This window comes from Amycolatopsis sp. NPDC051758 (genome assembly GCF_044453095.1).
Taxonomy (GTDB): Bacteria; Actinomycetota; Actinomycetes; order Mycobacteriales; family Pseudonocardiaceae; genus Amycolatopsis.
In genome coordinates, this window is the sequence record NZ_JBITCJ010000003.1 from 54,883 (window position 1) to 66,903 (window position 12,021).

Annotated in this window: 12 protein-coding genes and 1 pseudogene; 5 read left to right on the forward strand and 8 right to left on the reverse strand. The window is 71.3% G+C overall.

Going from position 1 to position 12,021, the window contains the following annotated elements:
- Positions 1-113: 113 nt before the first annotated feature.
- Entirely contained in the window at positions 114-635 is a 522-nt protein-coding gene (locus tag ACIA5G_RS15585; protein WP_395923587.1) for a helix-turn-helix domain-containing protein, read from the forward strand.
- Between the two features lie 55 nt (positions 636-690).
- Here the strand turns inward: ACIA5G_RS15585 and ACIA5G_RS15590 are convergent, their stop codons facing one another.
- From ACIA5G_RS15590 to ACIA5G_RS15620, 7 genes and pseudogenes are all read right to left on the reverse strand, one after another.
- The gene (locus ACIA5G_RS15590; protein WP_395923588.1) at positions 691-1,656 is read right to left on the reverse strand and encodes an anti-sigma factor RsbA family regulatory protein; all 966 of its coding nucleotides are present in this window, start codon (positions 1,654-1,656) and stop codon (positions 691-693) included.
- A gap of 650 nt (positions 1,657-2,306) precedes the next feature.
- Positions 2,307-2,966, reverse strand: coding sequence for a hypothetical protein (locus ACIA5G_RS15595; protein ID WP_395923589.1), 660 nt, complete (start codon positions 2,964-2,966; stop codon positions 2,307-2,309).
- A 61-nt stretch (positions 2,967-3,027) separates the two neighbouring features.
- On the reverse strand, positions 3,028-3,399 hold the full coding sequence (locus ACIA5G_RS15600) for a hypothetical protein (RefSeq protein WP_395924897.1): 372 nt from the start codon (positions 3,397-3,399) through the stop codon (positions 3,028-3,030).
- A gap of 73 nt (positions 3,400-3,472) precedes the next feature.
- Positions 3,473-3,841 (reverse strand): roadblock/LC7 domain-containing protein, encoded by a 369-nt coding sequence (locus tag ACIA5G_RS15605; RefSeq protein WP_395923590.1) that lies wholly within the window; start codon positions 3,839-3,841, stop codon positions 3,473-3,475.
- A gap of 484 nt (positions 3,842-4,325) precedes the next feature.
- Positions 4,326-5,254 (reverse strand): annotated as a pseudogene (locus ACIA5G_RS15610) (MerR family transcriptional regulator).
- The gene (locus ACIA5G_RS15615; protein WP_395923591.1) at positions 5,248-5,943 is read right to left on the reverse strand and encodes a HEAT repeat domain-containing protein; all 696 of its coding nucleotides are present in this window, start codon (positions 5,941-5,943) and stop codon (positions 5,248-5,250) included. Before ACIA5G_RS15615 ends, ACIA5G_RS15610 begins: the two are co-directional and overlap by 7 nt.
- Before the next feature lie 29 nt (positions 5,944-5,972).
- Entirely contained in the window at positions 5,973-6,959 is a 987-nt protein-coding gene (locus ACIA5G_RS15620; RefSeq protein WP_395923592.1) for a helix-turn-helix domain-containing protein, read from the reverse strand.
- A 158-nt stretch (positions 6,960-7,117) separates the two neighbouring features.
- On the opposite strand from ACIA5G_RS15620, the gene ACIA5G_RS15625 reads away from it, so the two are divergent.
- Genes ACIA5G_RS15625 through ACIA5G_RS15640 form a run of 4 tightly spaced genes read left to right on the forward strand, consistent with a single transcriptional unit; the run spans position 7,118 to position 10,907 of the window.
- On the forward strand, positions 7,118-8,071 hold the full coding sequence (locus ACIA5G_RS15625) for a VOC family protein (RefSeq protein WP_395923593.1): 954 nt from the start codon (positions 7,118-7,120) through the stop codon (positions 8,069-8,071).
- 12 nt (positions 8,072-8,083) lie between these two features.
- Positions 8,084-9,052 (forward strand): alpha/beta fold hydrolase, encoded by a 969-nt coding sequence (locus ACIA5G_RS15630; protein WP_395923594.1) that lies wholly within the window; start codon positions 8,084-8,086, stop codon positions 9,050-9,052.
- 20 nt (positions 9,053-9,072) lie between these two features.
- The gene (locus ACIA5G_RS15635; protein ID WP_395923595.1) at positions 9,073-10,257 is read left to right on the forward strand and encodes an acyl-CoA dehydrogenase family protein; all 1,185 of its coding nucleotides are present in this window, start codon (positions 9,073-9,075) and stop codon (positions 10,255-10,257) included.
- The gene (locus ACIA5G_RS15640) at positions 10,254-10,907 is read left to right on the forward strand and encodes an alpha/beta hydrolase (protein ID WP_395923596.1); all 654 of its coding nucleotides are present in this window, start codon (positions 10,254-10,256) and stop codon (positions 10,905-10,907) included. The genes ACIA5G_RS15635 and ACIA5G_RS15640 overlap by 4 nt, the downstream gene beginning before the upstream one ends.
- Positions 10,908-11,035: 128 nt before the next feature.
- On the opposite strand, the gene ACIA5G_RS15645 is transcribed toward ACIA5G_RS15640, so the two are convergent.
- Entirely contained in the window at positions 11,036-11,977 is a 942-nt protein-coding gene (locus ACIA5G_RS15645; protein WP_395923597.1) for an SDR family oxidoreductase, read from the reverse strand.
- Between the last annotated feature and the right edge of the window lie 44 nt (positions 11,978-12,021).

Consider the following 12,021-nt stretch of genomic DNA (forward strand, 5'->3'; position numbering starts at 1 on the left):
CGGCAGCACCGGCAAGACTGACCTGTCGGCGGACCGGACACAGGCGGCCGTTCCCCATTTCGGGGGCGGTGGAAGTCTTGATCGACGACTACACTGAACGTCCATCGGAAGGGATGGTTGCCGTGGCGGAATCGGCCGGTCGGGGGCACGAGGCGGTGATCGAGGTCGTCCCGGTCGAAATCGACAGCAAGATTTTTCCGGCGCGGCCGTCGTCGGTTCCGGAAATCCAGGAATTCCTGCGTGCGTGCCTCGCGGGCGCTTCGCTCACCGAGGCGGAGGAGCGTGAAGTGAGCGCCGCGATCCTGCGCGCCCTCCTCACCGCCGCCGGTACCGCCGGCACGCTCGAGGTTTCCTGCCGGCGATACGCCCGCCACGTCGAGGTCGACGTGCTCCCGTCGCGGGCCGAGCTCCCCCGCCCGGCCGCGCCGCCGGCCGAAGTCCCGGTCGCCGCCGCCAGTTTTGCCGAATGGCTGACCGAAGCGCTGCACAGCAGCGGGCTGCGCAAGGAGGCCGCCGCCGAGCGGCTGGGCGTTTCGGTGAAGACGATGAACCGCTGGCTCGGCGGGCGGACCGAGCCGCGCCTGCGCGACCTCCGCCGGATCCAGGACGAGTTCGGCGCCGTCCGGCTGCGCTGACCCGCCCGGTCCTGGGCGCTGCCGAAGACGCGAGCGTGACTTGCGCGGGCAGCGCTCAGGCCTGCTCCGGTCGATCCGGCATGGCCAGCTCGATGGTGCAGCCGGCGGCGTCGGAGCTGACGTCCAGCCACTCACAGATCCGGTCGGTCATCACCAGGCTGGTGCCGGGGCGCGCCGCGGACCGGAGGCCGTAGAACGCCGGGCCGTCGACCGGGCGGTCGCTGTGCAGCGTGCACACCACCCGGCCGGCCGCCGGCCGCACCCACACGGCCGCCCGGTTGATGCCGTGCTCGAGCAGGTAGGCGATCGCCTCGCCGACGGCGATGCCGAACAGAGTCACGGCGTCCTCGGACCGCAGCAGCGCGCTCGCCTTGTCCAGCACGTGGCGCCGGACGGCGACCAGGTTCCCCTCGAAGTGGAACAGGTCGCCGGCGGTGCCCGGAGCCGCGGAACCGCGCTCACCGGTGTCGCCATCGGGTGCCGCGAACGGCGCGGACGGCGAGGGCCGGCCGTTCCTCGCGCACTCGGGATGGGTGCGCCGGGCCTCCTCGACCACGCCGGCGTCGACGGTCCTGGTGTCGTAGGGGCAGATCATCCAGATCCCGGTGTCCGCCAGGGAGGTGTTGAAGCCCGCCTCCACGCGCTGCCAGCCGGCCCAGTCGCCGGGCTCGCCGGTGCGAGCCGGCTCGGCGAGGATGCGCACCGTGCCGGTCGGCGCGGTCGAGCGGTGCCGGTGCCAGTAGCGGCGCAGCGCGTTGGCCAGCTGCGCCGGCCGGCGGCCGAAGTAGGCCGATTCGGCAAAAGCGATCCGGTCGGCGTCGGCGCCCATCGCGGTGTGCAGCAGTTCGCGGTTCGCCGCCGTCGTGGTGACCAGCACCGGCTCACCCCCGCGCAGGCCGTCCTGCACGAACGAGACGGCCACCTCGAGGAACTCCGCGTCACTGCCGTAGAGGCAGCCTTGGTGGCGGAAGCCTGGCTTCTCCACGCTCCCCGACGCGGGGCCGGCTGCCGGGGTGGTCATGCGCACCGAGCCTCCTGGGGCCGTTCTTCACGGGTCGTCACTTCGATCGGATTTCCTCACACGTTCCGGCGGATCGATGGGAGAGTACCCGCCGCGGGGCCATCCGGCTATTGCCTACTGAATTGATTGCACCCGTTCGGAGCAATTCCCTCCGCCACGTGATCGAAAGCGCGCCAGGAGCCCCGTCACCAGGGAAACGCCTGGCGGGCAGGCCCATGGCCACAAGTGTCCCGCCGCGCGTGAGCTCCGACATTAATGTCCGCCGCGGCCCGCCGAAATGGATCCGAAATACGGCGACGGCGGCTTGTTCGAACAACATTTACCATGACGTTTCCGGGGTTCCCAGGAATTGTTCGGCGCCCACCGGCACCGGCGAGTTGCAGGTCCTGGCCCGGGACGGACCGGAGCCGGGTGCAGCGGCTGCGTCAGCACGACGGCCGCCGGACCGAAGTCGACGGCGGCCGGCCGGGCCCGTACCTACTCATCCCTGGAGTCGTCGGCGGTCACGAAGACCAGAAGTGTCTCGCCGGCGAGCGGCGGCTTCGGGCTGCCGGCCGGCGCGCGCGTCATCAAGGACGGCATGCTCCGCCGGGAACCGGCGGCCGACGTGAACCGGCCGCGTCAGATCGAACGGGCCGGGCAGGGCGCCGTCAGGACGGCAGCTCCACTTCGAGGCCCATGATCTTCGCCGTGCGGCGGCGGCGGATCCAGCGGCGGGTGGACGTCACGTCGGGCAGCTCGTCGGCGAATGCCTTGCGTTGCGCCGATGTCGCGGAGCGCCAGCGCATCACGAGCACCGGGCGGACCGGCGCGACCCACCCCTTCGCCGAATCGTGGGCCGCGGCGAGCCGGTCCTCGTAGCCGGCCTCCGGCCGGTACCCGAGCTCGAGGTCGATCAGTGGCTCGGGGCCGCCGGCGTAGTGGTGGCACCGGGAGAGCATCCGTGCGATCTCGTCCAGCGCGATCCTCAGCGCGGTGGGCACCTGGTCCTGCCACCGCCCGGGGCGCGGGGCGTCCGGCGCCCGCGCCTCCGGCACGACGATCACGGCCCGCACCGCGGTCCCGGCGAGCTCGACGCGGATCCGGCGGCCGCTCGCGTCGACGAAGAACCGCGGCACGTGGCCCGCCACACCGGTGCCGGACCACCGTTGCACCCACTCCGCCACGTCGTCCGGCGGCGGGTCGGACAGCACGAAGGTGAATTCCAGATCCTCGCCGGTCAGGTTCATCCGCACCGGGAACAAGGCCCCGAGCACGTCCATGAACGCCGAGCCGACGACGAGAGCGGCGCCGGAACCGCCTCCGGTCAACGCCGCCTCCTTTCCTCGCGGGCGGTCGATGCCCGCTGCCGCGCCGAGCGAGCGGCGGTCACTACACCTGCAGGTCCGCTTCGATGCGCTTGAGGTAGTGCCGGGCCAGCGCCAGGTTCGCCCGGTCGCGGTCCAGGACCAGGTACAGGAACAGCGAATTCCGCGAACCCACCGAGTTCATCAGGCGGATCAGGTGGTACTGGCGGTGCAGGGTGATCAGGATGTCCTCGATGCTGTCGTTCAGGGCGAGCGAGGACATCACCCGCAGTTTCGACCGCACGACCTCCGTGTTGCCGGCCGCGGCGACCTCGAGGTCCAGCCACTCGCCGCCCCCGCTCGTGCCGAGCGACATCCCGCTTTCGTAGTCGACCAGGGCGACGCCGACGGCGCCCGCGATGGACATGGCTTCCTTCAATGCGGTGTCGATGTTCATCATCACGCGACTTCCTCCTGTGAACTGGTGATCGGCGGCCGTGCGGCGCGCCCGGCCGGAAAACGGGTGCCGGTCAGGCGGTCAGGACCAACCCGATCCGATCGAGGACCGGACGGGACTCGAACAGGAGACGGCCGACGTTCAGCCCCTTGTCTCCGAGGACGACCAGCACCGCCAGCCGGCCGATGGCGTAGACGGCCATGTAACCCTCGCTGCTGAACACCACCGTCTGGTTCAGCGTGCCCTGGCCGCACACCTCGGCCGCCTGCCGTGCGATCCCGAGATCCGCGGCGGCGAGTGCGGACAGTTTTGCCGGGTCGATGCGGTCGTCCGCATCGGCGATGATCGGGATCCCGTCGACGGCGGCGAGCACCACGTCGGTGACCCCGGCAACGTTTTCCCGGAGTTTTCGCAGTTCGGCGGCCAGTGCGTCGAAGTCCACTGTTCTTTCTTTCTGCGTCGAAGAGATCGATCTGAATGATGGCAGCATTGACTCCGGGTGATCTCGTGACACGAAAAGCCCGGCCGGCTCCACGATCGGCCATTCGGGCCGCCCTCTCGCCGGGAGACCTTACCGGCGTGACTACTTCCCGCCTATCGGCTGCTCGATCTCGCCCTCAGCACTACACGATCGGTTCAACCACGCTGAGTTGCTTCGGATAACTGTTCAGAAATCACGTCGACGACCATTTCCCGGTTTCGAATTTCCGCAAAACCACGTGAACTGCCACGACACGACCGGGGAAACGTCGAAACCGGGCCACGGCCCACGGCAAACGCGCGGTGCCGGGCCGATTCACCGACCACGCGGGCGGTCAAGCGAGGTTGACACTCAGCGCGACAAAGCGTCGCCCGTTCAGCGGGTTGCGGTGGCGCCCCGGCACCGGCAACCGGACGCACAGTCCTTTGTGGACGATGCCGGGTGCTCAGTCGTGGGACCGCGATTCGAGCACCCCCACGAAGGCCGAGGCGATGCGGGCGACGGCCCGGTCGTCGTCGTCGGCCAGCTGCCGCAGGACACCGCACGCGGCGGTCCCCGGCAGCTCGACGAGTGCCTGGGCCAGCCGGATCCGCACGGCGGAGTCCGTGGTGTGTGCGGCGAGCGCGCCGGTGAGCGCGCTCATGATCCGGTCCGTGCCCGCGGGGTCCCGTGCCAGGGTGCCCAGCACCTCGGCCGCCTCGACGTCGTTCGTGCCCTCGACCACCATGCCGACCAGGGTCGGCACGGCCGCGATCGCACCACGCCGGCCCAAGGCCGGCGCGGCGTGCCTGCGCGCCGCCGGACGTCGGCGTCGTCCGAACCCATTCCGGACGCCACGCCGGCCACACCGTCGTCGCCCGCCCGCGCCAGCGCCCACCGCAGGGCGCCGGCGACGTTCGGATCGGATTCGGCGAGGACGGCCCTGGCCAGCAGCTCGGCGGGCAGCGGCACGTCCTCGGCCGGGGCCAGGACGGTCTGCTGCCGGCGTGCGGCGCTGGGCGAGCCGAGCCCGCGCAAGAGCTCCACGACCCGCAGGACGCCCGCCCAGCCCGACGGCGCCGAGGCATCGATCGTCCGGAGCCGCTCGAGGAGCTCCTGCTCCCGCTTCAGCCGGTCTTCGGTCCGCCGGATCAGGTCACCGACCAGGGCGGCCGGGGTGAAGGCGGGATCCGCCAGCAGACCGCCGATCTGCCGCAGGGACAGTCCCAGGGACCGCAGGCCCTCCACGTGGAAGATCCGGCGGATGTCCTCGGCGGAGTACTCGCGGTAGCCACCCACGGTGCGGCCGGTCGGTCGCACCAGCCCGAGCGAGTCGTAGTGCCGGAGCATCCGGGTGCTCACCCCGCAGCGGCGCGCCACTTCGCCGATCAGCACGCCGTGCCCCCGGCACGTTCCGGGCCGAGCGCGACGACCCGTTTCGCCTCGTCGACGGCCGGCTCGAACCCGGCGTCGGGGTCGAGGAGGAGCCGCTCGGTGGCACGGGCGTGCGCCCGCACCGCCGGGTCCCGGCTCGCCAGGCCGGTCCGCAGGGCCGGCCCGATCTCGTCGCCGAGTGCGACGAGCGCCCGGCTGAGGCTCAGCTGCACGGTCCGGTCGCCGCGCCCGAACTGCGCGGCCAGGTCCAGGGCCAGCCCGTTCCGCGCTTCGGGTGGCACGAGGACAACAGCAGCACGCCAGGCGCTTCGCGCGACCTCGTCGTCGGCGTCGTACAGCACCGACCGCGTGATGGCGGGCCACGCCGTCCGGTCCCCGATCTTCGACAGCGTGTGCAGCGCCTGGCTCCGGGGCTGAGCGCGCCCGGACCGCAGCTCGGAGAGGAGCCGGGGCACCGTGACCTCCGGCGGCAGGCGGGTCAAGGCCCAGGTGAGCATGTCACGCACGAAGAAGTCCGGCTCGACCGCGCACCGCGCCACGAGCGCGTCGACCAGGCCGGGGTCGGCGTCCGTGCCGGCGACCAGCGCCGCCTGCAGCCGCGTTGACGAGTTTCCGGCGCCCAGCGCGTCGAGCAGGCGCGTACTGGGTGAATCCTTGTGTGCCGAGTTGATCGGAACCACCTCCGGCACCCAGTGAAGACCTTGTCACCGTGTCAACGTCAAGCGCCGGTCTCGACCGGCCCGGCGAGCGTCCGCCGGCGGAACTCCGCGGGCGTCAGGCCGGTTTCCCGTTTGAAGACCTGCCCGAAATGGGAGGCGCCGGGGAATCCCCAGCGGGCGCCGATGGCGGCCGCCGGGACCTGCGTGAGTGCGGGGTCGGCCAGATCGAGCCGGCAACGTTCGACGCGCCGCTCGCGGATGCAGCGGGACACCGTGGTGCCGGTTCGCTCGAAGAGGATGTGCAGGGCCCGCGGCGACAGGAAGTGCGCGGCCGCGATCGGGCCGGGACCGAGATCGGCATCGGCCAGGTGGGCGTCGATATGGCCGAGGATCCGCTCGAGCAGGTCGTCGTGGCGGGACGGCGCGGGGACGTGGTGCCCGAGTTCACCGCGCAGCATCGTGCCGACGAGGGCCATCAGGGACCGCACGGCGGCAGGCCCGTGCACGCCGAGCGACTCGAGGTTGCGGTTGACGCTGAGCACCGCGCTCCACACCGTGTCGGTGAGGCCCGGCCCGCAGGCGAACGGCCGCGCGGTGAGCTCGGCCAGCGGATCGTCCTGCCGGGGTGTGATCGCGGTCTTGGGGAACCGGATGCAGGTGGAGCGGTAGCCGTCGCCGACGGTCAGCGTGGCCGGCTTGCCCGAGTCGTAGAGCGCGAACAGACCGGGCTCGAGCAGAGCGGCGCGGCCGTCCTGAGCGATGCGGATCTCGCCGGCGAGCTGCAGGGTGAGCACGTAGAACCCGGCGTCGGCGGGGCGGATCGTGTGGTGGTCGCGGTAGGCGGCGTGCCGTCCGGAGGCCATGTCGACGAAGCTGACCCCGTGCAGGTGCCGGTCGCGGACCCGGCCGGTGAACCGGTCCGGCCGGTCGCAGTCGAAGTCGAAGCTCAGCACACTGCGCCGGACGGCGTCCGCCCAGGACGTGAACGAGATCGGACGCGGCGCCACCCCGGTGTACTGCTCCGTCAGCGCTGTGAATGACGTCATCGTCATCTCCACGGTCGTTCAGGCCACGGTACCCAGCCGGCGCGCCGCAGGCCACGGGTGCGCTGGTTCGACATCGTCGTGCGCGCTCGCGCCACACACCGGCCGGCGGCGTTCCTACAGTCCCCCTCGGCGGACATCTCAGTGCAGAGGAGCCACCCATGACCTACGTGCAGGGTTCGCACCACGTGACGCTCTCCGTGGCGGACGCCCAGGAAGACGTCGACTTCCACGTCAAGATCCTCGGCATGCGCTTCATCAAGCGCACCGTCCTGTTCGACGGCTCCCTGCCGATCTACCACCTGTACTACTCGAACGCCGCGGGCGACCCGTCGAGCGTCGTCACGACCTTTCCCTGGGCGCAGGCCGGGTTCTTCGGCAAGCGCGGCACCAACCAGGCTCGCGAGGTCCTGCTGTCGGTCCCGGACCACTCGCTGGACTTCTGGCACGACCGGCTGACCGGGCACGGCATCGAGGTCACCGACGTCGAACGGTTCGGCCGGCGCCGGCTCGCGTTCCGGCACCCGTCGGGCATCGAGTACCTGTTCGTCGGCAACGACGGCGACGAGCGGGTGGGCCACCCCGGCCACGGCGTGCCGCAGGAGCACGCGATCCACGGCATCCACGGCGTGGGTGTGCACATGACCACCCCGGACCGCATGGTCGAGTTCGCCGGCGAGTCGTTCTTCGCCCAGGACGCCCTCGCCGAGGAGGGCGATGTCATCGGGCTGCGGATCGGCGACGCCAAGCACGGCAACCACCTCGAGATCACCGTCGACCGCACCGGCGACCAGGGCACCTGGAGCTACGGCGCCGGCACCTACCACCACTTCGCGTGGAACGTCAGCACCCTGGAGAACCAGGACGCGGTGAAGTTCGAGATCGAAGGGCGCGGGTACACCGACATCTCCGAGCTGAAGGACCGCAAGTACTTCAAGAGCGTGTACGTGCGCACGCCGAGCGGTGCGCTGTTCGAGCTCGCCGTGACCCACGCCGACGGCGGCTGGACCTGCGACGAGTCCCCGCACGAGCTGGGCACCCGGTTCCAGCTGCCGGAGCAGTTCGAGCACCGCCGCGACGAAATCCTGGGGCGGCTGGAACCGATCGACATCTGAGGACGGGATCACATGCCAGCTCCGCACGTGGCCGGCGGGTACGAGATCACCGTCCGGCGCGGCCAGTTCTGGGTGCCCGGCGAGCGGGTGCGCACCGAGTACGGGACCGTGCAGCGGGCACCGCTGTTCGTGCAGTGGGAAGCGCCGCCGGGCGAAGCTCATCCCGTGCCGCTCGTGCTCGTGCACGGCGGCGGCGGGCAGGGCACCGACTGGACCGGCACCCCCGACGGCAGGCCGGGGTGGGCGACCCGGTTCGTCGAAGCGGGCTTCGCGGTCTACGTCGTCGACCGCTGCGGGCACGGACGCTCGCCGTACCACCCCGATGTGGTCGGCCCGATGGGCGCGCCGTTCCCGTACGAGGCGGCGCGGGCGCTCTTCCTGCCCGACGAGGTGAATGACGCGCAGACCCAGTGGACATACGGGCCGGAGCACCTGGATCAGCTCCTCTGCCCGATGGGTCCGCTCCCGGCCGACCTGGCCGAGTCGCAACGCCTCGACGCGGACCGGCTGGGCCGGCTGCTCGACATCGTGGGCGAGGCCGTGCTGGTGACCCACTCGGCGGGCGGTCCGATCGGCTGGCTGACCGCGGACGCGCGGCCGGAGAAGGTCGTCGCCATCACCGCGATCGAGCCGATGGGTCCCGCCTTCGCGCAGTTCCCCGGGCTGGGCGCGCTGACGTGGGGTCTCACCAGCACGGAGATCACCTACGACCCGCCGGCCGGCGACCCGTCCGAGGTCACCGGGCGGCGCATCCCGGCCCTGGCGGGCAAGCCGGTCGCGGTGGTGACGGGCGGGGCGTCGGCGTTCGCCGCGTTCGCCCCGCAGATCGTGGAGTTCCTGGCCGGTGCCGGGGCTCGCGTCCGGCACCTGCACCTGCCGGACTTCGGCATCACCGGCAACGGGCACGGACTGATCTTCGAGGCGAACTCGGACGAGACCGTGAAACCCGTCGTCGACTGGATCCTGGCCACCATTCGCTGACCACCGCGGAGGACGGACACATGAACCACCTGCACGTCAGCGACGAGTTCGACGCGCTCATGGCGCGCCTCGACGCGATCACGCCGGTTCTCCAGGAGAGCGCCGAAGAGGGCGAGGTACTCGGCCGCGTGCCCGACGAGGCCGCCAAGGCACTGCACGGGACCGGCGTGTTCAAGGTCGGCATCCCCCGGGAGCTCGGGGGTTACGAGTTCTCGCCCCGCCAGGTGCTCGACACGATCGCCAAACTGTCCTATGTAGACGCTTCGGTGGGCTGGGCCTTCATGGCCGTGCAGATGGTCACCGGCACGACGGCCGCCTACCTCGGCCCGGAGGCCGTCGCCGACCTGTACCCGGACGTCGGCAACGGCGAGTACGCGCTCATCGCCGGCCAGGGCACCAAGCTCGGCACGGCGGTGCGCGTGGCCGGCGGCTACCGCATCAGCGGGCACTGGCACTTCGCGTCCGGGATCTCGATGGCGACCCACATCCACACCGCCGCGCTCTGCGCCGAGACCGGCGAGGCGCTGGTCTTCACACTGCCCAAGGACCAGGCGACGGTGATCGACAACTGGGACGTCATGGGCCTGCGGGCGACCAGCAGCCACGACTACCTGTGCGAGGACCTGTTCGTGCCGGAGAGCCACGTGTACGGCATCGCGACCACCGAAACCCGGCACGGTGGCGCGATCTACCGCATGGGACTGGTGAACATGGCCGGCATCTGCCACACCGGGTGGGCACTCGGGGTCGGCCGCCGGCTGCTGGACGAGCTGAAGGCGTTGGCGGCCAAGAAGACCGGCAGTCCGAACGCGACGGTGGACACGCAGCAGTTCTTCGCGGAATACGCCCAGGCCGAAGCGAAGCTGCGCGCGGCGCGGGCGTGGGCGATGGAGACCTGGGCGGACAGCGAAGCCACCCTGGACCGCGGCGAGCTGCTGGACACCGGGCAGGAGACGCTGACGCGCCTGATGCTCAACAACACCACGTGGTCGGTGCACGCCGTGGGCCAGACCGTCTACAAGTGGGCGGGGACGGCGGCGCTGCGGCACGGTGTCCTGCAACGGTTCTTCCGCGATCTGCACGCCGGCACGCAGCACGTCACCTCCGGCCCGGTCGTGCTGCAGAACTGCGGCAAGCTGCTCAGCGGCTTGGCACCCGGTGCCCACTGGGTGTTCCTCGACCTCCAGGACGCGGTGCCGGCATGACCGCGGCACTGCTCGAATGGGGCGCCCCGGCGGACCGGGCCGGGCTGGCCGTGCTCGCCGTGCACGGCCGCGGCCAGGACCCGGCGTTCATGCGCGCGACGGCCCGCCGGCTCGGGACGGCGCCGGTGCGGTTCTTCGCGCCGGAGGCCGAGGGCAACACGTGGTACCCGCTGTCGTTCCTGGAGCCGGTCGAGCGCAACCAGCCCGCGCTCGACCGGTCGTTGCGGACCGTGGAAGCGTGTCTCGACCAGCTCGCCCAGGCCGGTTTCGACGGTGGCCGGGTGGTGCTGTGGGGCTTTTCGCAGGGCGCCTGCCTGCTGGCGCACCTGGTGCTCACCACCCCGCGGCCGGTGGCCGGGCTCGTGCTGTTCACCGGCGGCTACCTCGGCACGGTGCCCCCGTCCCGGCCGGACGACCACGTCCTGCGCGGAGTTCCCGTCGTGCTGCGAAGCATCGAACACGATCCGTGGGTCCCCCGGCACCGGGTCGAGGAGACGGCCGGACTGCTGCGGCAGGCCGGGGCGGAAGTGGACCTGCGCATCGACCCGGGCACCGAGCACGTCATCACCGACGAGGCATGCACGGCGGCGACCGAGCTGCTCACCACGAAAGCTCAGGGAGAGCACGTGAGCGTCCGGAAGCGGGGATAGAACCGCGCGATCTCCGGGTTGCGCCGGCTCGTGGTTACCGCCTCGCGGTGGCCGGTGCCGCGCGGATCGTCTGCCGATGGTGCCACTTCCGATGAATCCCACAGTCGTCGTGGTCCGGCGTCCTTCCGTCAGCCGGCGGGGAAGTAATGACCGTTGTCCAGATCGGCGAACAGGCCGGGCTGGACGGGTTCCCAGCCGAGGGTCCGGCGGGTGATGAGGCTGGACACCGGAAGGTCCAGCGTGACCACGGCCGTGAGGAACCCGAAGTATCCCGGCAGCATCAGCTCGTCGGACGGAATGCTCACGGCGGGCAGGCCCAGCCGGCCGCCGATGGCCTCCGCGATCTCGCGGAACGGGATGCCCTCGCTCTCGACCGCGTGCCAGTAACTGCCGGCCGGGCCCTTCTCCAGCGCCAGGCGGAACACGGCGGCGGCATCGCGGACGTGTCCTGCGTTCCACCGGTTCGCGCCGTCTCCGGGGTAGCCGGCGACGCCCTTCTCCTTCGCGACGGCGATCAGCGTGGTGAGGAAGCCCGCATCGGTCGTGCTGTGCATGATGGTGGGAAGCCGCACCACCGAAGACCGCACTCCCTGCTCGGCGAGGTCGATCACGGCGGCTTCGACGACGTTACGAGCCCGCAGAGTGCCCTTGTGCTCATCGCGGACCGGTAGGGCCGGGTCCTCCTCGGTGGCCGGCCGGTCCAGGTTCCTCCCGTTCCCCGGCGAGCCGATGCTCCCCGCCGCGACCAGCGGCTTTCCGGTTCCCGCGAGTGCCTCGCCGTACGCGAGCACGACCGGGAGCTCCGCGGCGGCCACGGCGTCCATCCCGCCGGCCGGAAGCAGGTCCTGCCGGTGCGCGACGTGGATGACGCCGTCGGAATCGGCGGCCGCCTCCTTGAGCCCGTCGAGATCCTCGAGGCTGCCGCGACGCACCTTCGCGCCGAGTGCGGACAACGCCGCCGCGGAGGCGTCCGACCGAGCCAGGCCGGTGACCTCGTGCCCGGCGGCGATGAGCTCCGGGACGAGGTACGAGCCGGCGTGGCCGGTCCCGCCGGTGACAAAAACGCGCATGCTCCTGATGCTCCTTGTCAAGCGGTTGTGCTGGTGCGGGACGC